20 protein-coding genes are annotated in these 22,172 nt (G+C 45.0%); 10 read left to right on the forward strand and 10 right to left on the reverse strand.

Annotated features, from left to right (window positions below; genetic code table 11):
- Window positions 1–190 precede the first annotated feature (190 nt).
- Window positions 191–1,123: an ABC transporter ATP-binding protein gene (locus GO493_RS15705; RefSeq protein ID WP_157307155.1), complete on the forward strand. Its 933-nt coding sequence runs from the start codon at window positions 191–193 to the stop codon at window positions 1,121–1,123.
- A 4-nt stretch (window positions 1,124–1,127) separates the two neighbouring features.
- The gene (locus GO493_RS15710; protein ID WP_157307156.1) at window positions 1,128–2,435 is read left to right on the forward strand and encodes an ABC transporter permease; all 1,308 of its coding nucleotides are present in this window, start codon (window positions 1,128–1,130) and stop codon (window positions 2,433–2,435) included.
- Here GO493_RS15710 and GO493_RS15715 read toward each other — a convergent pair.
- Window positions 2,432–3,367: an NAD(P)H-dependent flavin oxidoreductase gene (locus GO493_RS15715; protein WP_157307157.1), complete on the reverse strand. Its 936-nt coding sequence runs from the start codon at window positions 3,365–3,367 to the stop codon at window positions 2,432–2,434. The two genes, GO493_RS15710 and GO493_RS15715, sit on opposite strands and share 4 nt — an antisense overlap.
- Before the next feature lie 31 nt (window positions 3,368–3,398).
- On the opposite strand from GO493_RS15715, the gene GO493_RS31100 reads away from it, so the two are divergent.
- Window positions 3,399–3,536: a hypothetical protein gene (locus GO493_RS31100; protein WP_232538863.1), complete on the forward strand. Its 138-nt coding sequence runs from the start codon at window positions 3,399–3,401 to the stop codon at window positions 3,534–3,536.
- A 7-nt stretch (window positions 3,537–3,543) separates the two neighbouring features.
- Here the strand turns inward: GO493_RS31100 and GO493_RS15720 are convergent, their stop codons facing one another.
- Window positions 3,544–4,536, reverse strand: a complete 993-nt coding sequence (locus tag GO493_RS15720; RefSeq protein ID WP_157307158.1) for a sugar phosphate nucleotidyltransferase — start codon at window positions 4,534–4,536, stop codon at window positions 3,544–3,546.
- A gap of 374 nt (window positions 4,537–4,910) precedes the next feature.
- Between GO493_RS15720 and GO493_RS15725 the strand changes: the two genes are divergently transcribed.
- Window positions 4,911–6,188: a serine hydroxymethyltransferase gene (locus tag GO493_RS15725; RefSeq protein ID WP_157307159.1), complete on the forward strand. Its 1,278-nt coding sequence runs from the start codon at window positions 4,911–4,913 to the stop codon at window positions 6,186–6,188.
- A gap of 136 nt (window positions 6,189–6,324) precedes the next feature.
- On the opposite strand, the gene GO493_RS15730 is transcribed toward GO493_RS15725, so the two are convergent.
- The 3 genes from GO493_RS15730 to GO493_RS15740 form a co-directional block, all read right to left on the reverse strand.
- Window positions 6,325–7,458 carry a M57 family metalloprotease gene (locus GO493_RS15730; protein ID WP_157307160.1) on the reverse strand — a complete coding sequence of 378 codons (1,134 nt, stop codon included), beginning with the start codon at window positions 7,456–7,458 and terminating at the stop codon, window positions 6,325–6,327.
- A gap of 220 nt (window positions 7,459–7,678) precedes the next feature.
- Window positions 7,679–8,812, reverse strand: coding sequence for a M57 family metalloprotease (locus tag GO493_RS15735; protein WP_157307161.1), 1,134 nt, complete (start codon window positions 8,810–8,812; stop codon window positions 7,679–7,681).
- Window positions 8,813–8,957: 145 nt separating this feature from the next.
- Entirely contained in the window at window positions 8,958–10,004 is a 1,047-nt protein-coding gene (locus tag GO493_RS15740; protein ID WP_157307162.1) for a hypothetical protein, read from the reverse strand.
- 265 nt (window positions 10,005–10,269) lie between these two features.
- On the opposite strand from GO493_RS15740, the gene GO493_RS15745 reads away from it, so the two are divergent.
- From GO493_RS15745 to GO493_RS15760, 4 genes are read left to right on the forward strand one after another with little or no spacing between them, the layout of a single operon-like run.
- Window positions 10,270–11,103 (forward strand): ABC transporter ATP-binding protein, encoded by an 834-nt coding sequence (locus GO493_RS15745; protein WP_157307163.1) that lies wholly within the window; start codon window positions 10,270–10,272, stop codon window positions 11,101–11,103.
- A 4-nt stretch (window positions 11,104–11,107) separates the two neighbouring features.
- Window positions 11,108–11,935, forward strand: coding sequence for a hypothetical protein (locus GO493_RS15750; RefSeq protein WP_157307164.1), 828 nt, complete (start codon window positions 11,108–11,110; stop codon window positions 11,933–11,935).
- Between the two features lie 12 nt (window positions 11,936–11,947).
- Window positions 11,948–12,319: a GntR family transcriptional regulator gene (locus GO493_RS15755; protein WP_157307165.1), complete on the forward strand. Its 372-nt coding sequence runs from the start codon at window positions 11,948–11,950 to the stop codon at window positions 12,317–12,319.
- Between the two features lie 18 nt (window positions 12,320–12,337).
- Window positions 12,338–13,003: a hypothetical protein gene (locus tag GO493_RS15760; RefSeq protein ID WP_157307166.1), complete on the forward strand. Its 666-nt coding sequence runs from the start codon at window positions 12,338–12,340 to the stop codon at window positions 13,001–13,003.
- An 83-nt stretch (window positions 13,004–13,086) separates the two neighbouring features.
- Here the strand turns inward: GO493_RS15760 and GO493_RS15765 are convergent, their stop codons facing one another.
- Genes GO493_RS15765 through deoC form a run of 3 tightly spaced genes read right to left on the reverse strand, consistent with a single transcriptional unit; the run spans window position 13,087 to window position 15,351 of the window.
- Window positions 13,087–14,262, reverse strand: coding sequence for a M20 metallopeptidase family protein (locus tag GO493_RS15765; protein ID WP_157307167.1), 1,176 nt, complete (start codon window positions 14,260–14,262; stop codon window positions 13,087–13,089).
- Window positions 14,246–14,686, reverse strand: coding sequence for an SPOR domain-containing protein (locus tag GO493_RS15770; protein WP_157307168.1), 441 nt, complete (start codon window positions 14,684–14,686; stop codon window positions 14,246–14,248). Before GO493_RS15770 ends, GO493_RS15765 begins: the two co-directional genes overlap by 17 nt.
- Before the next feature lie 2 nt (window positions 14,687–14,688).
- Window positions 14,689–15,351, reverse strand: a complete 663-nt coding sequence (gene deoC, locus GO493_RS15775; RefSeq protein ID WP_157307169.1) for a deoxyribose-phosphate aldolase — start codon at window positions 15,349–15,351, stop codon at window positions 14,689–14,691.
- 103 nt (window positions 15,352–15,454) lie between these two features.
- Between deoC and GO493_RS15780 the strand changes: the two genes are divergently transcribed.
- Window positions 15,455–16,771: an AAA family ATPase gene (locus tag GO493_RS15780; protein WP_157307170.1), complete on the forward strand. Its 1,317-nt coding sequence runs from the start codon at window positions 15,455–15,457 to the stop codon at window positions 16,769–16,771.
- Entirely contained in the window at window positions 16,768–17,541 is a 774-nt protein-coding gene (locus GO493_RS15785) for an HNH endonuclease family protein (RefSeq protein ID WP_157307171.1), read from the forward strand. Before GO493_RS15780 ends, GO493_RS15785 begins: the two co-directional genes overlap by 4 nt.
- 229 nt (window positions 17,542–17,770) lie before the next feature.
- Here the strand turns inward: GO493_RS15785 and secA are convergent, their stop codons facing one another.
- Together secA and GO493_RS15795 are read right to left on the reverse strand one after the other, a co-directional pair.
- Window positions 17,771–21,094, reverse strand: a complete 3,324-nt coding sequence (gene secA, locus GO493_RS15790) for a preprotein translocase subunit SecA (RefSeq protein ID WP_157307172.1) — start codon at window positions 21,092–21,094, stop codon at window positions 17,771–17,773.
- Between the two features lie 289 nt (window positions 21,095–21,383).
- Window positions 21,384–22,052, reverse strand: a complete 669-nt coding sequence (locus GO493_RS15795; protein WP_157307173.1) for a DUF4253 domain-containing protein — start codon at window positions 22,050–22,052, stop codon at window positions 21,384–21,386.
- Window positions 22,053–22,172 lie beyond the last annotated feature (120 nt).

Genomic DNA, 22,172 nt, shown 5'->3' on the forward strand with positions numbered 1-22,172 from the left:
TTCAAAAAAACGTCTTAACCGGTCGTAGAACAAAATTCTCCTCACTCAAGAAAATCACCTTAACCGGCCGGAGGCCGGTTAACTCCCTCACTCAAAAAAATCGCTTTTGCCGAAGGCAAAAGCGATTTTTTTGAGCAGTTTCCCCGCTCCCCTCCTCATTTCCTGCGCTTTTTTTATATATATTTATTCCATGAACCTCATAGAAGTTAAAAACCTGCGAAAAGACTATGCCACACATAAAGCTGTAGATGATATCAGCTTCGTAATTCCACAGGGTAGCATCTTCGGATTATTAGGCCCCAACGGCGCAGGGAAAACCACACTACTCCGCATGATAACAGGTATCTTTTATCCTGATCAGGGAGAGATACTCTTTAAAGGCCGCCCCTTCGATTCCCATACTGACATTCATGCCATAGGCTACATGCCGGAAGAAAGAGGCCTGTACAAAAAGATGAAAGTAGGGGAGCAGGCACTTTACCTTGCACAGCTGAAAGGATTGAAAGAAAAAGAAGCCCGTGAAAAAATAAAATACTGGTTTGATAAATTTGAGATCAACAGCTGGTGGAACAAAAAGGTAGAAGAGCTCAGTAAAGGCATGCAGCAGAAAGTGCAGTTCATCTCAACTATCATGCACAACCCTGACCTGCTCATCCTGGATGAACCATTCTCCGGATTAGATCCTATCAACTCCAACCTCATCAAACAGGAAATATTCGACCTGAGCCGCAATGGCACCACTATTATCTTTTCTACTCACCGGATGGAACAGGTAGAAGAGATATGTGACAGGATCATACTGGTGAACAAAGGACAGAAGATCCTGGACGGAGAAGTGAAACAGATCAAGCAGGATTTCAAACAGCATGTATTCCGTATCGGCCTGGGACAGCAACCTAACTTTGCACAGGTAGCCACACATCATTTCCAGATCATTAAACAGCAGGGAGCAGACCTGACCGTAAAGCTGGCTGACGGCAGCAACACCAACGATATACTGAAGCATTTTATAGGATATAATATTCCTGTCACTTCTTTCCACGAGATATTACCTTCTATCAACGAAGTATTTATTCAGCAGGTACAGCAAACAGAACCTGCGTTACAACCCGCTACAATCTGATACTATGAACAAGATCTGGCTTATAATAAAAAGAGAATTCACTACCCGTGTACGCAAACGTTCATTCCTGGTTGTAACGCTGCTGGTGCCATTGTTCTTTGCTGCAATGATCGTCATCCCTATCCTCATCGCCACTAATTCCAAAGACGAGAAAAGGATAGCAGTGATAGATGAAAGTCACCTGTTCCTGAACCGCTTCCCTGACAATAAAGGCGTGTATTACAAATACCTTGAAAATATATCGGTAGATACTTTCAGGCACACCTACAAAGAATATGGTTATTCCGGGTTGTTATACATTCCCCGGCTGGACATTAACCGTCCTTCCGGTATTACCTATTACAGCGACGCACAGCCTGGTATTGCTACTGAGAGCCGCCTGAACCGTCATGTAAACGACCTGATAGAAGAGGAGAGAATGAAACAGGCGAATATTGATGTAGAGAAGGTACATGCTTTTAAGTCTGACATCAACATAGATTTCCAGACAGGTGAAGAAGGTAAGAAAGGCAATTCTGCTGTAGCTTATGGAGTAGGATATGCCAGCGGATTTATCATCTATATTATCCTGATGTTTTTCGGGATGTCTGTGATGCGTGGTGTAATGGAAGAGAAAGTGAGCCGTATTGCAGAAGTGATGATCTCCAGTGTAAAACCTTTCCAGCTGATGATGGGTAAGATCATAGGCATTGCCGGCGTGGGACTTTTGCAGTTCCTGATCTGGGTAGTGCTGATCATCGGTGTACAGCTGCTGTTACCTTTATTCTTTTCTGCAGACAGTATCAGTTCTCTCCAGGAAGGAGGTATGCAGAGTGCAGGTAATGCCGCTGCCATAGAGGCTATGGAAAAGATCAGCTTTGTGCTGGGCAGTATTAACTGGACGGTGATAATCACCTGTTTCATCTTTTATTTCCTGGGTGGTTACCTGTTCTATTCTGCCCTGTTTGCAGCGGTGGGCAGCCTGGTAAATGAAGACCCTTCAGATGCGCAGGCGCTGACATTCCCTATTACGCTACCTATTATTATTGGTATTATGGTGATGATCTCTGCTGTGCAGAACCCCACCAGTTCACTGGCGGTATGGGGCAGTATCATTCCTTTCACTTCACCGATGGTCATGATGGCAAGGTTACCTTATGGTGTACCGGGCACAGTGCCTTACTGGCAGCTGGGTCTTTCCATATCATTACTGATCCTCGGGTTCCTGGCCACTACCTGGCTGGCAGGAAAGATCTATCGTACAGGTATATTAATGTATGGTAAGAAGATCACCTGGAAGGAAGCTATCAGGTGGATAGGACGTAAATCTTAAAGACAGAGTTGCCGCCTTGTGTGGTTAAACTCTTCCCATATTTCTTTTACAATATCTCCGGCAGGTTTAAGTGTATGTATCAATGCACTTACCTGCCCTATTTCAAGTTCTCCTTCATTAAGATCTCCTTCAAACATGCCTGTTTTGGCCCGCGCTCTTCCCAGCAGTTCTTTCAGCAGGAGAGGATCGGCCCCGTTATCTTCCGCTGCTTTTATTGTTTCATAGAAGTGGTTCCTGAGTAATCTTACCGGTGTAAGTTTTTTCATGGCCAGCATGGTATCGCCTTCTTTGGCGTCCAGCACTGCCTGTTTAAAGTGAGGGTGTGACGATGCCTCCGGTGATGCTACGAACCTGCTGCCTACCTGTACGCCTTCTGCTCCCAGTGCAAAAGCCGCTGTCATGGCCTTGCCGGAGCCAATACCTCCGGCAGCTATAACGGGGATCTTTACCTGTTCGCATACAGAAGGAATGAGCACCATGGAAGTGGTTTCTTCTCTGCCGTTATGTCCGCCGGCTTCGAAGCCTTCTGCTACTACTGCGTCTACTCCGGCTGCTTCGCTTTTGGCGGCAAACAATCCGCTGGATACTACATGTACTACGGTAATGCCCGCAGCTTTCAGCACCGGCGTCCATGTTTTGGGGTTGCCTGCTGAAGTGAATACGATGGGAACTTTTTCTGCTATGATGATATCTATCAGCTTGTCGATGTCCGGGTAAAGTAATGGTACGTTAACGCCGAAGGGATTTTGTGTGGCTTGTTTGCATTTCCGTATATGTTCAAGCAGTACATCAGGGTACATGCTGCCAGAGCCAATAAGCCCCAGCGCCCCTGCATTGCTGACTGCGCTTGCCAGTTTCCAGCCACTGGCCCAGACCATACCTGCCTGGATGATAGGGTATTGAATGTGGAAGAGTTGTGTAATGCGGTTCATGGGGTGAAAGTATGTAAAAAACGCAAAACAGATGAATGATTGCTATCATCCTGAGTTTAATCTCCGCGCAAAAAAAATCTCTTTTAAAGCCGGCCGCAGGTCCTCTCACAAAGAAACGGCTTTCACCTCCGGTGAAAGCCGTTTCTTTGTGCAGTTCCCCGCTATCTGAAAAAATTTCATCCCAGATCTATCTCCGTATTATCCCCGATATTCAGACTCTGACTAAGCCCTCTGATATTCGCATCACTCCCTATAAGAGAAGATTTCAAAACCACTTCATACAAATTACTGAAAGATCCGATAATAGTATCTTTAACGATAGAGTAGTTGATCACAGTATTATCGCCTATAGCAACATTAGGCCCTACAATAGAATTCTTGATATTACACCCCTCACCAATACTAACAGGAGGAATGATAATCGTATTCTCAAACGGGAGAACAGGATTATTCCCCATTTTATACTTGCTAAGCAGAATCGCATTCGTTTCCAGCAGCGTCTCCTTCCTCCCGCAATCAAACCAGTTACTGACTTTAAAAGGCCTGAACTGCACATTATGATCTATCATACACTGTAACGCATCAGTAAGCTGAAACTCATCATGCGATTTCCGTTGCTCAAGAATATTCTGTTCCAGGCAATCGTACAGTTGTTTTGTTTCCTTTATTTTATAAACCCCAACAAGCGCCAGGTTCGATTTAGGTATCTGCGGCTTTTCCACTACGCGGATAATATCCCCGCTTTCACTAAGCTCAGCCACACCAAAGTTACGCGGGTCATCAACTTTCTTAAGTCCCAGGAGAGATACCGGAGAGTTGATCAGTTCCTCGAAGTTACCTTCACAGATGGTATCCCCAAGTACTATCAGTATCTCATCATCCTGTACTACCTGCCTGGTAAGCAATATAGCATGCCCTGTACCTTCACGGCTGTTTTGCTGAACAAAGTGACAGGTCAGGTGAGGATATTTCTTCTGCACATAGTGCTGTATTTTTTCTCCCAGGTAACCTATTACAAATACAAATTCTGTAATACCGGCTTCTACTACCTGGTCAATAATTATACTGAGTATTGTTCTGCCCGCGAGGGGAATTAATGCCTTAGGCTGTGTGTATGTATGTGGACGTAGCTTGGTGCCCGCACCGGCTACAGGTATAATCGCCTTCATGTCCGCAGGTCTGGTTTAGGATGATCATTCTCGTACCGAGGGCGTGAAGGTAAACAAAATTTGAAAATAACTTTCCTCTCCGGTGGATCCGTTTAAATTCTTAACCGGCCGGAGGCCGGTTCACTCCCCTCTCAAAAAAATCACTTTTGCCTTCGATAAAAGTGATTTTTTTGAGCAATTCTTTCTTTTCTGCTCACAACTCATAATCGAACTCCGTCATTAATCAGTAGTGTAAAAATTTGATAATATAACCATTGCCAGTATTTATATCTGACGAAGTCTCTTTAACCAGATAAAAAAACTATCAACTATCCCGAAATCACTATGCACTATTCACAAATTCGATTACCTTTGCAGCAAATTTTCAAAGTACAATGCAAAGAGATCTGCAAATATTTAATATCATCGGCCAGGAGCTGGAGCGTCAGCGTCATGGTATAGAATTGATTGCATCGGAAAACTTTACCAGCCTGCAGGTGATCCAGGCCATGGGTACTGTTCTGACCAACAAATATGCTGAAGGTTATCCCGGACGCAGATATTATGGTGGCTGTGAGATTGTGGACCAGAGTGAACAACTGGCCATAGACAGAGCTAAACAGATCTTTAATGCAGAGTATGCCAACGTACAGCCTCACTCCGGCGCACAGGCCAATGCAGCAGTAATGCTTGCCATCCTGAAACCAGGCGATAAGATCCTGGGCCTGGACCTGAGCATGGGCGGTCACCTGACACACGGTTCTCCGGTAAACTATTCCGGTAAACTGTACCAGGCATTTTCTTACGGTGTAAATAAAGAAACAGGTCTGATCGAGTACGATAAAATGGAAGAAATTGCGCTGAAAGAGAAACCACAGCTCATCGTTTGTGGCGCTTCTGCTTACAGCCGCGACTGGGACTATAAACGTATCCGCCAGATTGCAGACCAGGTAGGTGCTTTCGTAATGGCAGATATTGCTCACCCGGCAGGTCTGATAGCAAAAGGTCTTCTGAACTCTCCGTTTGACCACTGTCACTTTGTTACAACAACTACTCATAAAACACTGCGTGGCCCACGTGGTGGTCTGATCCTGCTGGGTAAGGACTTTGAAAATCCTTTTGGCCTGAAAACACCAAAAGGTGAGATCCGCATGATGAGTTCCCTGATCGATACTGCTGTATTCCCAGGTATCCAGGGTGGTCCGCTGGAGCACGTGATCGCTGCTAAAGCAGTGAGCTTCTTCGAGATCCTGAGCGACGATTACACTGCTTACGCAAAACAGATCGTAAAAAATGCCCAGGCTATGTCCAAAGCATTGACAGATAAAGGTTACCAGATCGTTTCCGGCGGTACAGACAACCACCTGATGCTGATAGACCTGCGTAACAAGAATATTTCCGGTAAAAAAGCCGAGCAGGTACTGGTGAAAGCTGATATCACTGTGAATAAGAACATGGTGCCTTTCGATGATAAGTCTGCATTCGTGACTTCCGGTATCCGTGTAGGTGTTCCTGCTATCACTACCCGTGGTATGAAGGAAGAACATATGGGACAGGTAGTATCCTGGATCGATGAGCTGCTGATGGATGCTGACAACGAAGCGCTGATCACTAAGGTAAGAGGTGCTGTGAATGACTTTATGAAACAGTTCACACTCTATCCTGAGTTATAATATTTATGGCTGACCGGAGGCTCAATCTCCATCATTAAAAAAATCAGCCGCGCGCAGCGCAAAAAACTCTCTCAACAAAAAGGGTTTTGCCGAAGGCAAAACCCTTTTTGTTGAGAGAGTTCCACTCTGTTACAACTTACCGGCAACAAGTATTCGAAGCCCATCTTGCCACACCATTCTGGTAAATAACAAGATTACCATCTGACTGCAAATGAAGTGAAGCTCCTGGATAGTTGTAAGTCTGGCTATCCCAATAAGCAGTACCATTATTATCATATAAAACCAGGTTACCATCTCCCTGCATTACACACTGTGTGATCTGCGGATTGCCCCAGGTATTGCTATGCCAGATAGGCTGGTTGAAATGATACAATACCAGGTTACCGTCTCCCTGTAATACCAGTGTAAAACGGTAGTCGTCAGAACGGATATATCCTCCCTGGCCGAGCGACTGTCCCGCACTCAGAGAAGAAGGAATGCCGGCTGCCGGAGTGGTGTACATGGTCTGGATAGCTACCTGGTCATAATAAGAGAAGCCATTCCAGGAATTACCACAGGTAGAGCCATTCATAACAGAAGAGCCATCTGTAGAAGGTGTACCGCCAACAGGATAGGCGGAAGACTCACCGGCAGATTGCCAGTTGGTATGACGTAAGCCGATACAGTGGCCTATTTCATGAGCCAGCAGGAATGTCAGCTGTGAAGCGCTTGTTAACCCATAGGTAGTTAACGTAGTTTCAGAGATGTTCACAGTGCCGTAAGGCCTGCCTGCCGTGCTGGGAAAACCTGCAGAACCGCATACGTTGGTCCCAATGTTGTTATTCCGCACAATAGAAATGTTAGCCTGCGCCTGGGTATATACTCTTACAAACTGCAGTCCTGAGCCCAGGGCATTGTAAGCAGCAATAGCTGTATTCAGCGGGCCATCCAGGTTGATGCTGCTGAAACCACCAGCCAGGTACACATTGATGGTACGCATACCATATACTACCAGGTAGTCTGACATAGCCTGCTCCGTATGTACGTCATGGTCATCCGTAGCTTTTTTGTCAAACATGATATCTCCCTGTACCATGTAGTAATCCTTGAATTCCTGGATCTCTTCTTTTTTGAATCCGGCTTTAAGGATACGTTTGATAACGGGATCATCTTCGTTCAGTGAGCTCTCAGTGCCATCCCCGGGGATTTTAGGGGCGTCTTTCTTAGAGCAGCTGTAATAGGTTAACATGAGGGTTGCCGCCAGGCAATAGAGATAGATGCGCTTTAGCATTTCAGTTGATTTGAGGGGTAATAATAGGGTTTACGTATTAAATATAGTAAACAAAGCGCTGATTCCAAATGCTCTTTAGAAAATCTCTTTAACCGGCTGTTGGCTGGTTAATAGCCAACCCCGATCACTGGCCGAAGGCCGGTGATCCCTTCTCCCTCAAAAAAACGGGTTTGGCCGAAGGCCAAACCCGTTTTTTTGTGCAATTTCTCCTCTTTATAATTTAGCGGCAGCAAGTATTAGAACTCCATCTTGACACACCATTCTGGTAAATAACAAGATTACCATCCGGCTGTAAAGTGAGAGAGCCACCAGGATACCTGTGTGTACCAGTGCTCCAGCGTCCAACATTATTTGCATCATACAATACCAGGTTACCATCTGTCTGCATCACGCAGCGATTGATGCTGGGATCGCCATGGGTACCGCTTCCCCAGATAGGCTGGTTAAAATGATACAACGCCAGGTTACCATCTGTCTGCATTACCAGTGTAAAGCGGTAATCGGAAGAGCGGATAAATTGTCCCTGGGTAAGGGTCTGGCCAGGGCTCAGTATAGAAGGGATGCTGGTGTTGGTTGGAGCGTACATGAACTGAACAGCCATCTGATCAAAAAATGGAAAGCCAAACCATTCTTTTCCGCAGGAATTGCCATTCATAACAGAGAAAGGATCTGAAGTAGGCGAATTAGGAATAGGACGTGGCGTAGGCTCAAAAAGAGCCAGGTAGTTGGTGTGACGTAAGCCTATACAATGACCCATTTCATGAGCCAGCAGCTGTGTGAGCTGCAATGCGTTTGCTAAATTGTTGCCCGTTAATGTTGATTCAGAGATGTTCACAGTGCCGTATGGCTTGCCTGCAGGACTGGGAAAGCCTGCGGCGCCACATACATTAGGCTCTAAGCCATCATTCCGTACAATGGAGATATGCGCCTGTGCCTGGGAATATACTCTTACAAACTTCAGTTCTGAGCCAATGTCATTGTAAGCGCGTATAACATCATTCAGCGGTCCGTCAAGATTGATGCTGCTGAAACCACCTGCCAGGTATACGTTGATGGTACGCATACCATACACTACCAGGTAGTCTGACATACCCTGTTCCGTATGCACGCCACGGGAAACAGTATCTTTTTTGTCGAACATGATATCTCCCTGTACCATGTAGTAATCCTTAAACGCTACGATCTCCTCTTTTTTGAATCCGGCTTTAAGGATACGTTGGATAACAGGATCGTTTTCGTTGATGGAGCTCTCAGTATCAGAGTTTGGGATCTTAGTAGTCTCTTTTTCAGAGCAGCTATAATAAGATAGCATGAGGGTTGCCGTCAGGCAGTACAGATAAATTCGCTTAAGCATGTTCCTTTAATGAGGGATAATAAAATAGGTTTACGTGCTAAAATTAGTAAACAATGTGTGTGTTCCCAACCCGGTCATAAAAAAGATCGCAGGAATTGTATTAACAATTCCTGCGATGCGGATATACGATAACGTTATATTGATGTTATTCTTTCATCGATTTTGCAAAGTTCACAATATCTTCATTCCTGATTTTTTTAAATCCCACTATTTTCTTTCCCATATTGGGGATCAGTGAATAACCCCATGCCTGGAACATTTCATCACTGATATCAGAATGACAGAGCGGCATGCCGTTATCGGGATCTACTACAACCGGTACATGCACTTCCATAGATGGTGTTTTACGGTCAAATGTAGAGAACACGCCGGCTGGTACATATGCCAGTACGGTGCTGTCAAACGAATCTTTACGGAAAAGGCCTTCCAGTTCATCTCCATTGACCAGGCGGATGGGGAAGGGGTAATCTGATTTTGCTTTGTTGAGCGAGAATGCCTCATCCAGCCAGTCACTGCAAAGGATCAGTGTTTTCCCTTTCATGAAAATGGCATTGTGTTTCATCTCATTCTGGAGGATGGTACTGCTTTTGCCATCAATCTGTTCAGAGAACACATAGGTGGCCAGGCGCAGGCCTACGGCCAGGTCCATGAAGGCAGGGAATCTTTCCGACATGTTCTGTATATAGAAAGGATAAGCCAGATCACTTTCTATAAAAGACATGTTGATGACCGGTACGCTCAGGTTGTTGGTGTCCGATTCCCAGGCCAGGGAAGCAGTATAGGTCTGTGCATAGCGTGAACGGGCATAACGGCTTCTTACTCCTGGTTTTACATGTAACGACTGACAATCCATCACAATGTAATTCCTGTCATTTCTTTTCCTGATGCGGGCTAGTTCTTTTTCTGTTCTCTGTTCTATGGTCGCATCTCCGTTTACTGTCCAGAACTGCCTGACCGCTTCAGGGAAGTCCTGGTTTAACTGTTTGATGGCCTGCCGGTAAGCATCAGCTTCGGCAGAGGATTTTCGGGCCAGTTGCTTTAGTATCTTCTTATCAGGTTTTTCTTTCACCACAATGATCTTAGTCCGCTTTCTCATTTTTTCCAGGTCTTTCATTTTTACGAACTGCGCAGAGGTTGTTATTACTGATAATAAGAGGCTTAAACTAAGCAAGGCGGATAGGTTACCTTTCATAGGGGATAGTATTTAATTTAAACCACAGGGCAAATATAACCTATTAAAAAAAACTAATGTGTAGAATTGCGTCTACAGTTTTGCATTGTACGAAGTATAGTATAATATAATAAATCGGTTAGATAATTGTCTGCCTCCGGGTACTCAGTTTAATTAGCCATAAGTAATGGCCAGACCTCCCTCAGTAAAAAATATTTGGAAGTCTCAAAAAAGAACTTACTTTTACAGTGTACTAGTTAAGTAGTACACTAAAGCACTTACCTATATGATATCCATCCAGAACCTCTCCTTCAGCTACAGGAAGAACAAACCTCTGTTCGAGCATCTGAACCTGCAGCTTGAAGCCGGTCACATCTATGGTTTGCTGGGAAAGAACGGTGCCGGAAAATCCAGTCTGCTGAAACACATGGCAGGATTATTATTCCCCCAGGGCGGCTCCTGTAAAGTACAGGGCTTCGACACCTTTCGTCGGCAGCCGGCATTCCTGCAGAACATCTTCATGGTACCGGAAGAATTTTACCTGCCCCCTGTACACATTAAGAACTACCTGAGCACCTATGCACCGTTTTATCCCAACTTTGACAGGAAAGCATTTGGCAGCTACATGGAAGAATTCCACATTCCGCAGGACCAGCGGTTAACAGAAATGTCCTATGGACAGAAGAAAAAAGTACTGATCAGTTTTGCCCTGGCAACCAACACAAAAACACTGATCATGGACGAACCTACCAACGGTCTTGACATCCCTTCCAAAAGCCAGTTCCGTAAAGTAATTGCCGCCGCTGTAAGCGATGAGAAATGTATTGTCATCTCCACTCACCAGGTACGCGATCTGGATAACCTGATAGACAGTATCGTCATCATCGACAATCACAGGATCATTTTCCGGCAGAATGTGGAAGCCGTAACAGAGAAACTCTGTTTCAAAACAGTCAGCTCAATAGATGATGCAGGCAATGTGATCTTCTCAGACAGTTCCCTGCGCGGTCATACCGTTATCACAGAGAACGGAGGCCTGGAGCACAGCCGCATCGATATGGAACTGTTATTCAACGCTGTACTGGAGAAATCTGAGCGTATCACCCAAATCTTCAACTAACCTTATGCAAGCAAACAATATTCTCAGTGCCGGCAGGCTCGGCGCCTATTTCAGGAAACACCTGCTGGACAATTACCGGTTCTATGGCATGGCCCTGATAGTACTGACAGGGTTATTGCTCCTCATAATGGGCTTCTATTTTTTTAATGATGGTAACCCGCAAAGAAAATACAGTGACCTGATACCTATCTATCTCGTTGGTATGTTCCTGGCCGGAGGCATCTTTACCAGCATGTCTTTCTCGGAGCTGGGCACTAATCCCAGGGGGATTGATTACCTGTTATTCCCGGCCTCCCACCTGGAAAAATTTCTGAGCACATTACTGGTAACAGTAGTCGGTTTCCTGGTAATGTATCATGTCGCCTTTTACTTCGCAGCAACAATGAGTGAATCAATCGCCTTTGCCCGCTTTGGTAACCATATCAATAACGACCTGCAGAGATATACAACAGATAACAAATGGTGGTACAGCTACTATTTCTGGTTTATTGTACAGGCGCTGTTCCTGCTGGGAGCTATTTATACACATAAGTACAGCTTTATTAAAACAGTGTTCTTCTTCCTCTTGTTTGCAGGCGCGATCTACCTGTTGCATACCGTTACTGCCTATACGTTCTTCGGCAGCAAACTGCACAAATGGAATGAACATATTCCCTTCGTTGGTGTAAGGGTGATGATAGACCAGTCAGTAAGCCATGCCGCTTATCCGATGGATGACTTCCTGGTAGTACCAAAGAAATACGCGGATTTCCTGCTGTTCATCGGGAAGTACCTGGTAGCGCCCTGCCTGTGGACAATGGCTTATTTCCGGCTGAGAGATAAAGAGATATAAAAAATAGGGATCATGGAATTCAAAGAATCACAGGCTATTTATCTGCAGATAGCAGACCACATATGCGAACAGATATTGCTGGAAAAATGGAAGCCGGAAGACAGGCTGCCTTCCGTGCGGGAGCTGGCTGTGCAGCTGGAAGTAAATCCCAATACAGTTATGCGTACCTGTGAATATCTGCAACAGTACGAGATCATCTACAATAAAAGAGGGATCGGGTATTTCGTGGAAGCAGCTGCCGCTAAGAAGATAAAACAGTTGAAGAAAGAGCGCTTCCTGGTCAACGAATTACCACAGTTCTTCCGCAATATTTACCTGCTGGATGTGGAGCTGGATGAACTGAAACCACATTATGAGAAATATAAAAAATCCCATTTCAGATAATTTGTCAAAAAGAAATTTATGAAGACAAGCAATAAGCTATTGTTCTCTTTTATAGGCTTCGTCGTTCTCCTGATGATAGCATCTGATGTTATACTGCGGGCTAATTACAATAATGGGAGATTTAGTGACAAAGCAAAAGATGGAGACAAAAAAACATGGATAGAAGGCCTGCCCCCATTTAAAGTGTTGAAGGTAGAAGGAAAGGAATCCCATACACTGACAATTTCCTATGGTGATTCAGCCAGGATCATCTTCGGGAACCAGAACTATAAGCATTACGAGTATTCCCGCAGGGACGATACGTTGTTCCTGAAATACGAAAAAGATCTTGACTTCAGGCTCCTGGAATGCCCGGACCTGTCAGCTCTCGTACTGGTAAATACGAATGTATATCTCAGCGAGATGAAGCTGGACCGCCTGAAAATAGTGGCAGGGAATGGAGCTGAAGTAAGAGTGGTGAATTCGAATATAGACCATCTGGATATGGAAGTAGGAAACTCCGCTACCGTAGAATTCAGCAATAACAGCGCGATAGATTCCTTAAACCTGGCACTGGGTAAACATAGTGCGCTGTACATGTATGATGTGCCATTCCGTTATACACATCTGCAGCTGGACAGTCTGAGGGAATTATCGGTGACAGGTAGCTCACTGTCTTCTATGAAGGAAATGCAATCAAAATAGTAGCTAACAAACGCTTTCAATAACGATAAGACAAAAAGGCTATGTTGATAGGGCCCCGTTTTTACGGGGCCTTTTTTTATATCTTAGAACTGTGTAGCTAGCCATGCCATTGTACCGATACCTACTTCTATTGCGTTTTCATCCACATCAAAAGTAGGCGTATGTACGCCGGAAGTAATGCCCCTGGCCACATTGCCGGTACCCAGTCTGAAAAAGCAGGCAGGAACGATCTGGGAATAGAAGGCAAAATCTTCCGCCCCCATACGCACTTCAGTATCTTCTACATTGCTCAGCCCCATATATTCTTCCGCCAGTGAACGGGCGCGGCCCGTTACCGCTTCATTGTTATACAGGCAGGGATAACCTACCAGTATATCTATCTCTATTTCGGCGCCCATGGCATGTGCCAGTTCGGTTGCCTGCTTTTTGATGATCTCATGGGCCTTGAAACGCCAGGTCTCGTCCATAGCACGGAAAGTTCCCATCAGCTTCACTTCGCTGGGTATTACATTGGTAGTGTAACCGCCGTTGAAAGCACAAATGCTTAATACGGAAGGAGAGAAGGGATTGTTGTTCCGGCTTATCACCTGCTGCAGGCTTACCACCAGGTGTGATGCCACCAGGATGGTATCTATGGTCAGGTGAGGCTGGGCGGCATGTCCGCCTTTCCCTTTGATGGTAATATAGATCTCATCTGCACTGGCCATATACTGCCCTGCACGGAAACCCAGTTTACCCGCTTCCATGGAAGGCTGCACGTGCATACCCAGGATAGCATCCGGACGAGGGCTTTCCAGTGCGCCTTCCCTTATCATCAGGCTGGCGCCGCCGGGATGTTTCTCTTCCCCGGGCTGGAATAATATTCTGATAGTGCCTTCAAACTCATTCTTCAGCTCCTGCAGGATGCGGGTAGCGCCCAGTATACAGGTAGTGTGTACATCATGTCCGCAGGCGTGCATAACGCCCTTATTAAGTGATTTATAGGGAACATCATTGGCCTCTGTAATAGGAAGCGCATCAATGTCTGCTCTTAATGCAATGATCTTGGACGATGGATTTTTTCCTTCGATAGTGGCAATAATGCCGGTGCCGGCAACGCCTGCGGTATAGGTAACGCCATATTCATCCAGTTTCTGCTGCAGGAATTTAGATGTCTCATATTCCTCGAATGACAACTCAGGATGAGAGTGGATATGACGCCTGATAGCAACAAATTCCGGCGCATATTGCTGCGCCAGTTCCTTAATACGATTCTTCATTCCCCGCTTCTTTCTCTGGTGACAAGTTAATAATGGCTGGTACTACAAATACGCCGCCCGGGAAGCTGTTGGATAATTTTTCACGCAGTTCTGCCGCCTCATCGCGGTTTTTGAAGTCGCCAATACGCACCTTGAAATAAGGCGCCTGGTAATCCATATAAGTACGGTACTCAGGGTAAAGCTGCATGGCGCGTGCTTTTATATCACTGGCTTCATTCCTTTTATTGGTAGAGATCAGCTGTACCCTGAATCCTGGCTGGTTGCGGATGGCCAGGGTGTTGATATAGATCTGTTTTTTGATCAGCAGGTCCAGCCGGCTGTCTTTTACCACTTTAACACTACCGGTGCTGGCTATAGGTGCATCCTGCGCCCATGCAAAAGTACCGGTCAGTAATCCGGAGAATAATATTAGTAAGTGTTTCATTGTCATTTTGTTACAGCAGATTCTTTCATGATGGCCACGCTTCCGCTACATCCCAGCCTGGTAGCGCCGGCCGCAATCAGCTCCTGTGCAAATGCAAAGGTACGAATACCGCCCGAAGCTTTTATCTGAATATTTGCCGGCAAATGGGCCCTCATCAGTCTGACAGCTTCTGTAGTAGCCCCCTTTTCAGCATACCCGGTAGAGGTTTTTACAAAATCCACCTGGTATTTAGCATATAACGCACAGCACTTAATGATCTCTTCTTCCAATAATATGCCACTTTCGATGATCACCTTGATAGCCCTGCCGTGATTACGGATAAGCGGCATAACAGTAGCGATCTCTTTCTCCAGGTATTCCCAGTCATTATTCCTGATGGCCAGGATATTGGCTACCATATCTATTTCATCAGCTCCGTCAACGATGCACAGCACCGTTTCCGCTACTTTAGCTTCTATCGCAGAATATCCGAAAGGGAACCCCGTAACGGTAGCTACTTTAACGTCTGTACTACCTGTAAAGGTCTTGGCCAGCTTCACAAACGGTGGAGGCACGCATACGGCGGCAAAATCATATTCCACGGCTTCCATACAGAGGTTTTTAATATCCTCCAGGGTGGTGGTGGGTTTCAGGATGGTATGATCAATATATTTGTTCAGCTGCATAACAACAGGTTTCAGGAGCGAAAGTAATGGAAATTAAGGAATGAGGGGAGGGGGAATGGGATTTTGGGTAACTTATAGGGGGATTTATAGTTATTTTTGTTTTATGGCAGAAAATGCAAAAAATAAGGGTGTTTATTTCTCAGAGTTGTATCTGAAGAATGTTAAATGCTTTAAAGAGCCGGTTAAACTGAGTTTTCTTGATAAGGAGAAGAAGAACTGGAAGAAGTGGACCGTGATTTTGGGGGATAATGGGGTGGGAAAGACAACATTGTTACAGGCGATAGCCAGTCTGGAGCCGGTTGAGAATAAGGGAACTGATTTTGCCAGATATTCTTTTGTGGATTATGGATATTCCAATTGGACGCAGTTAGGACAAGTAGCATTTAAGTTAGAAGGGAAATTTATTAAACCTCCGTTAGCCGACATCCATTTAAGATCATATATTGAACGTGAAATTCTATCTTCTGATGAAAGTTCTACAGCAAGCTCCATAAGTGGAGATGTAGCAAGATCTTTCGTAGTATTTTCTTACGGAGCCAATCGAACTATGAGCAAGACTTCTCTTGCAAATGATTTTATTAAAATGAATTCCGAAACATTATTTTTCGAGAACAGAACTTTGATCAATGCAGAGGAATGGTTGTTGCAATTGGATTATGCTGCTAGTAAAGATTCTGATGTTAAACAACTTGCAATAAGAAAAAGGGAACAGGTTAAATCAATTTTGATAGATCTGTTGCCGGATATAGAGGACATCAAAATATTAGATCCAACTAAGGATCAGTTAAAGCCGAGCGTTGCTTTCAAAACAAGTTTCGGCTGGCTAAATCTTGATCAGCTAAGCCTTGGGTATAAAACTATGATCGCCTGGGTTGTTGACCTTGCTGCCAGGATGTTTATAAAGTATCCCGATAGTGAAAACCCATTAGCAGAACCCGCTATTGTTCTCGTAGATGAAATAGATCTTCATCTTCATCCCAAATGGCAAAGAAATATCTTCAAATATCTCTCTGACAGATTCCCAGCTGCTCAGTTTATTGTCACCGCACACAGCCCATTGATTGTTCAGGCTGCACCGGAAGATGTAAACCTTGTTGTATTGCAGAAGAAAGGAGATACTGTCGTGATTGATCAGGAAGTAGAAAATGTCAGAAGATGGAGAATAGACCAGATACTTACAAGCGATCTCTTTGGAATAGACAGTGCCCGTGATACAGAAACAGCTGAATTGCTTAAAGAACGAACTGTTTTACTACAAAGATCACCTCTTTCAGAAAAAGAAAAAGCAAGGCTTGAGGAGCTGAATGAAATGGCCCACTCATTACCTACAGCTGCAAATAAAGAAGACATTGAGGCAATGGATATTATCCGCAAAGCAGCTGCTTACTTAAAAGAAAAACAACATAAGGGACGAGAATGATAAAAATCGTTAGAAAAACTACAGTTCCTGTACCGGATATCCTATTAAATAAAGGTGTTAACGCCACAAACAATCTGATTGCACGTTATAATAATGGAGAACGGACATTTACAAAAGATGATTTTGATGGGAAGATCTATGGGCATGAAGATGTGAAAAACACATTGATAGATGTCCAGGAAGGTAAATGCTGTTTTTGCGAATCTAAAATAACACATATCAGTTACGGTGATGTCGAGCATTACAGACCTAAAGCTGCCTGGGTACAGGATAACGAGGCGTTGAATAAGCCGGGATATTATTGGTTATCTTATAATTGGGATAATTTATTACTGTCATGTCAGATGTGTAATCAGCGACATAAAAAGAACCTTTTCCCGGTTAGAAATACTGCCAACCGGGCATTATCGCACACTGATGATATTACAAATGAAGATCCGTTATTTGTACATCCTGTAGTTGATGATCCATCAATACTTATCTCTTTTAATCAGGAAATTCCGGTTTCAGTTGATGGAAATGAAAGAGGTACTATAACTATTTCCAGACTGGGATTGGATAGAGAGGCTTTAAATGAGCAGAGAAGAAGCACTTTGAATATGATAAGGGATCTGTACAACCTGGCAAAAGGTTATCCTGATACTACTCCTGAATTAAAACGCAGCGCAAAGAATGTAATTACCCGGTATTATGAAGATAGCCTCAAAGATGGCACTGAATACGCCGCTATGCGCCGTTCTTTCTTCCTGCAAAATCCTATTGATTTTTAAGTACCCCCTGTCAATTCCAGTAATCACTTCCCCTGAAATTTTAACTGGTTATAACGTAAAGCAACGCAAATAGTGGTGTCAGGCTTTTATTGCCTGTAGAACAGGGAAATAACCCGATACTAACAGGCATTTTGCACAATAACATGACTTATGTTATCCTGCAAATGCTCGCTAGTAACAAAAAAAAAGCCCCCGCATTGCGGAGGCTTTCTCTTTATAAAGTGATGGTTTAGAAATCCTTACCATGACATTGTTTATACTTCTTACCACTTCCACAAGGACAAGGATCATTCCTTCCCACCTTCGGACCACTACGCACCGGATCCTGTTTCACCGGCTCGGCATACTCCTGCGCTACAGCAGTATTCCCATTCTGAGGAGCTTCTTCAAACTCCTGGTGGGTTGCCCGCATACGGCTCATATCAGTTTTTTCCTCACGGCCTTCACGTATCTGCTGTGGTTGCTGCGGACGATCTTCCTGCTGAACAGGAATACCTGATCTGCAAAGGAAAGATACGATCTCACGGCTGGTATCGGCAGTCAGCTGTTTGAACAGGTTGAACGCTTCAAATTTGTAGATCAGCAGCGGGTCTTTCTGTTCGTAAACCGCTCCCTGTACAGATTGTTTCAGATCATCCATGGCGCGCAGGTGCTCTTTCCAGGCGTCATCGATAAGGGAAAGGGTTATAGAACGCTCCAGTGCATTGATCGTTTCAAAGCCTTTGGTATCTACTACTTTCTGCAGGTTAGCCAGTACATTGATACCTTTTGTTCCGTCAGTGAACGGAATGGAAATGTTCTCAATATGATGGCCCTGCTCCCTGTGGATCTGCTCTATTACAGGCAGGGTATTCTGCGCCAGCTCAGATGTTTTACGCTGGTAGCTTTCCTTAGCCTGAAGATAAAGACGGCCGGCCAGGGTATTGATATCTGTTCTTGCCAGTTCTTCCTGGGTAATATCTGTATCAATAGCAAAGTTGACGATCACATCCAGCTTGAAAGATTCATAATCACCGGAATCTTTGTGAGTGGTAACGATATTCTCTGCTACATCATAGAAAGCATTGTCAGTATCTATAGCCAGACGTTCGCCAAACAGGGCGTGGTTACGTTTGTTATAGATAACAGTACGCTGCTTGTTCATTACGTCATCATATTCCAGCAAGCGCTTACGGATACCGAAGTTGTTCTCTTCTACTTTCTTCTGAGCCCTTTCAATAGAACGGGTGATCATACTGTGCTGGATCACTTCTCCCTCTTTATAACCCATGCGGTCCATAAGACCAGCTATACGGTCAGAACCGAACATACGCATCAGGTCATCTTCCAGGGATACAAAGAACTGTGAAGTACCGGGATCTCCCTGACGACCGGCACGACCACGCAGCTGGCGGTCTACACGGCGGCTTTCATGGCGCTCTGTACCAATAATGGCCAGACCACCAGCTTCCTTCACGCCAGGTCCGAGCTTGATATCCGTACCACGACCCGCCATGTTGGTAGCAATAGTCACCGCGCCTGCCAGACCAGCTTCCGCTACTATCTGTGCTTCACGGGCATGCTGTTTGGCGTTCAGTACGTTGTGAGGGATCTTCTCAAAAGCCAGCATCTTACTGAGCAATTCAGATACTTCTACAGAAGTAGTACCTACCAGTACCGGGCGACCAGCATTCTGCAGGGTCCTCACCTCTTCGATCACCGCTTTGTATTTATCACGTTTGGTTTTGTAAACCAGGTCTTCCGCATCTTTACGGGTAATAGGCAGGTTAGTTGGAATGGTTACCACATCCAGCTTGTAGATCTCCCAGAACTCACCCGCTTCTGTAGTCGCTGTACCGGTCATACCAGCCAGTTTGTGATACATACGGAAGTAGTTCTGAAGGGTAACGGTAGCAAATGTCTGTGTTGCAGCTTCTACCTTTACGTTCTCTTTCGCTTCAATAGCCTGGTGCAGACCGTCAGAATAACGGCGTCCATCCAGGATACGGCCTGTCTGTTCATCTACGATCTTCACTTTACCGTCCATTACCACATATTCCACATCTTTATGGAAGAGGGTATATGCTTTCAGCAGCTGCTGTACGGAGTGGATACGGTCTGATTTCTGGGCAAAGTCCTTCAGCAGGGTCTCTTTGCGGTGCAGTTTCTCATCTGCGCTGATAGCCAGCTTTTCAATCTCGGCGATCTCGGAACCAACATCAGGCATGATGAAGAAGTGAGGATCTTCACCTGCTTTGGTGATCAGGGCAATACCTTTTTCAGTCAGGTCTACACTGTTGTTCTTTTCATCTATGCTGAAGTAAAGTCCTTCATCTACTTTAGGCATTTCACGCTGCTGGTCTGCCAGGTAGTAGTTCTCTGCTTTCTGGAGCAGTACTTTGATACCGGGCTCGCTCAGGTATTTTATCAGCGCGCTGTTCTTGGGCAGGCCGCGCCATGCACGCATCAGGGCCAGACCACCTGTTTTAGGATCGTCTTTACCTTCAGCAATGAGTTTCTTGGCTTCCTGGAGATACTGGTTGGTAGCGTTACGCTGGGTTTCCACCAGTTTCTGGATACGTGGCATCAGAATATGGAACTCCTGTTCTTCACCACGGGGAATAGGACCGGAGATGATGAGCGGGGTACGCGCATCGTCGATCAATACACTATCCACCTCATCCACCATGGCGAAGTGGTGTTTGCGCTGCACCATTTCATCCGGGTTATGCACCATGTTATCACGGAGGTAGTCAAAACCAAATTCGTTGTTGGTACCATAGGTGATATCTGCCAGGTATGCGTTACGGCGATCTGCAGTATTAGGCTGGTGTTTATCGATACAATCTACTGTAATACCGAGGAATTCGAAGATAGGACCGTTCCATTCAGAGTCACGGCGGGCCAGGTAATCGTTCACGGTTACCACGTGTACACCTTCACCTGCCAGGGCGTTGAGATAGGCCGGGAGGGTAGAAACAAGCGTTTTACCTTCACCAGTGGCCATTTCGGATATTTTACCCTGGTGCAGTACCGCACCACCTATCAGCTGCACATCATAATGTACCATGTTCCAGGTCACTACGTTACCGGCAGCGGTCCATGAATTTTTCCACGTCACATTGTCACCTTCAATAGTGACATAATCTTTTACCACTGCCAGCTGCCTGTCCAGGGGAGTGGCGGTAGCTGTAATGGTAGGATTCAGTGAAAAACGGCGTGCAGTCTCTTTCACAACAGCGAAGGCTTCAGGCAGGATCTCCTTCAGCACTTCTTCCAGCTGGGTGTCACGTTCTTTTTTCAGCTTATCTATTTCCTGGTAGATGGCGTCTTTATCTGCTACATTCTGTGCAGTTTCAGCATCCGTTTTCCTTTCAGAAATGGTGCCGTCGATCTTTGACAGATGTACGCTTATACGTTGGCGGAACTCCTGTGTTTTGGCACGGAGCTGGTCTACAGGCAGGGATTGCAGCTTTTCAAACGCTTCATTGATCTGTCTCACCAGAGGTTCAATAGCTTTGATATCTCTCTCCGACTTATGCCCGCCAAAAAGTTTAGTTAAAAAACCTAACATGTCTAGTTTATTACGAATGATTGTTAAAACAGTTGCGATACAGCCCCAGGACTCCGGTTAGCATTGGCATTACTGGTACTTGCCGGCGGAAATGGTCTGTTCGTTCCTTACCCAAATATTGTGCTTACTAACTTATAATGACAAGCTGTCATGCGTAAGATTCAGGCAAGGCGTGTAAAATTATGAATTATTTGCACATAGTGAAGGCTAAATGCGGTATTGTGGCGGTTAAGAATAAAAAAAGTCCCGCATTGAGCGGGACCAGCAATATTGACGGGAGTAAACGATGTTATTGCCACCAGAGGAACATGATCTTCGTCTGCAGGATATCAATAGCAAGGTTATCCACTGTTTCTTCGTCCTGTTCGGCAATACCAGGGCAGAACTCATACACTTCCTTTGCAAATTCAGTAGCGTCCGGTGCTGAGATATTTCCCAGCTTTATTTCCACCCAGTCATCATCAGCCCCGGTTATCTCAAACTGAAAACGGGTATACCATGCTTTCAGCTTTGTCAGTATGCTGTCTGTTGTAATGTCGTAGTTGCGGCCATTGGTAGCTTTGAACCGCAGTATATCAAACTGGTCTTTTGTTTTGATCACCGCAAATTTATCAGGCCCGTTACCAAAATTCTCTTCCGATTTAAAAAGCAGGTAACCTTTCTTCTTCAAAGTTGCTTTTACCTTATCATAGTCGTTGTTGTTGTCCGGAGTAGCTTCATACTCGAATTGCATTGCTTCTGTAATACCACCTGTCTTTGTTTCATTGTTCGTCGATTTTTTTATCCCGCTGATAGTGCCCGGAACAATTTTTCTGAGCTCATCGATCACCAGGTGATCGTAGTGCATGGAGTCTGCCATTACGTAGTCTCTCTCCAGAAACGGATTCCGCGCCCGCTCAGCTGCACCACAGCCATATATCACGGTTGCGAGGGATAAGGATAATAGGATCTTATTCATAGAAATTGAAATATTAAATAAAAGTACAAAATGTTTGTAAAATTGTTTCTGACTGGCCGCAGGCCAGTCAGAAACTCACACAAGAAAAAAGGTTTCGCCGCCGGCGAAACCTTTTTTCTT

Origin of the sequence: Chitinophaga tropicalis, assembly GCF_009758205.1 — a bacterium.
Classification (GTDB): domain Bacteria; phylum Bacteroidota; class Bacteroidia; order Chitinophagales; family Chitinophagaceae; genus Chitinophaga; species Chitinophaga tropicalis.

What these genes read in the sequence shown, in the direction of transcription:
- GO493_RS15705 (WP_157307155.1), top strand. Translation starts at nt 191, where the DNA reads ATGAACCTCATAGAAGTTAAAAACCTGCGAAAAGACTATGCCACACAT.
- GO493_RS15710 (WP_157307156.1), top strand. Translation starts at nt 1,128, where the DNA reads ATGAACAAGATCTGGCTTATAATAAAAAGAGAATTCACTACCCGTGTA.
- GO493_RS15715 (WP_157307157.1), bottom strand. Translation starts at nt 3,367, where the DNA reads ATGAACCGCATTACACAACTCTTCCACATTCAATACCCTATCATCCAG.
- GO493_RS31100 (WP_232538863.1), top strand. Translation starts at nt 3,399, where the DNA reads ATGAATGATTGCTATCATCCTGAGTTTAATCTCCGCGCAAAAAAAATC.
- GO493_RS15720 (WP_157307158.1), bottom strand. Translation starts at nt 4,536, where the DNA reads ATGAAGGCGATTATACCTGTAGCCGGTGCGGGCACCAAGCTACGTCCA.
- GO493_RS15725 (WP_157307159.1), top strand. Translation starts at nt 4,911, where the DNA reads ATGCAAAGAGATCTGCAAATATTTAATATCATCGGCCAGGAGCTGGAG.
- GO493_RS15730 (WP_157307160.1), bottom strand. Translation starts at nt 7,458, where the DNA reads ATGCTAAAGCGCATCTATCTCTATTGCCTGGCGGCAACCCTCATGTTA.
- GO493_RS15735 (WP_157307161.1), bottom strand. Translation starts at nt 8,812, where the DNA reads ATGCTTAAGCGAATTTATCTGTACTGCCTGACGGCAACCCTCATGCTA.
- GO493_RS15740 (WP_157307162.1), bottom strand. Translation starts at nt 10,004, where the DNA reads ATGAAAGGTAACCTATCCGCCTTGCTTAGTTTAAGCCTCTTATTATCA.
- GO493_RS15745 (WP_157307163.1), top strand. Translation starts at nt 10,270, where the DNA reads ATGATATCCATCCAGAACCTCTCCTTCAGCTACAGGAAGAACAAACCT.
- GO493_RS15750 (WP_157307164.1), top strand. Translation starts at nt 11,108, where the DNA reads ATGCAAGCAAACAATATTCTCAGTGCCGGCAGGCTCGGCGCCTATTTC.
- GO493_RS15755 (WP_157307165.1), top strand. Translation starts at nt 11,948, where the DNA reads ATGGAATTCAAAGAATCACAGGCTATTTATCTGCAGATAGCAGACCAC.
- GO493_RS15760 (WP_157307166.1), top strand. Translation starts at nt 12,338, where the DNA reads ATGAAGACAAGCAATAAGCTATTGTTCTCTTTTATAGGCTTCGTCGTT.
- GO493_RS15765 (WP_157307167.1), bottom strand. Translation starts at nt 14,262, where the DNA reads ATGAAGAATCGTATTAAGGAACTGGCGCAGCAATATGCGCCGGAATTT.
- GO493_RS15770 (WP_157307168.1), bottom strand. Translation starts at nt 14,686, where the DNA reads ATGAAACACTTACTAATATTATTCTCCGGATTACTGACCGGTACTTTT.
- deoC (WP_157307169.1), bottom strand. Translation starts at nt 15,351, where the DNA reads ATGCAGCTGAACAAATATATTGATCATACCATCCTGAAACCCACCACC.
- GO493_RS15780 (WP_157307170.1), top strand. Translation starts at nt 15,455, where the DNA reads ATGGCAGAAAATGCAAAAAATAAGGGTGTTTATTTCTCAGAGTTGTAT.
- GO493_RS15785 (WP_157307171.1), top strand. Translation starts at nt 16,768, where the DNA reads ATGATAAAAATCGTTAGAAAAACTACAGTTCCTGTACCGGATATCCTA.
- secA (WP_157307172.1), bottom strand. Translation starts at nt 21,094, where the DNA reads ATGTTAGGTTTTTTAACTAAACTTTTTGGCGGGCATAAGTCGGAGAGA.
- GO493_RS15795 (WP_157307173.1), bottom strand. Translation starts at nt 22,052, where the DNA reads ATGAATAAGATCCTATTATCCTTATCCCTCGCAACCGTGATATATGGC.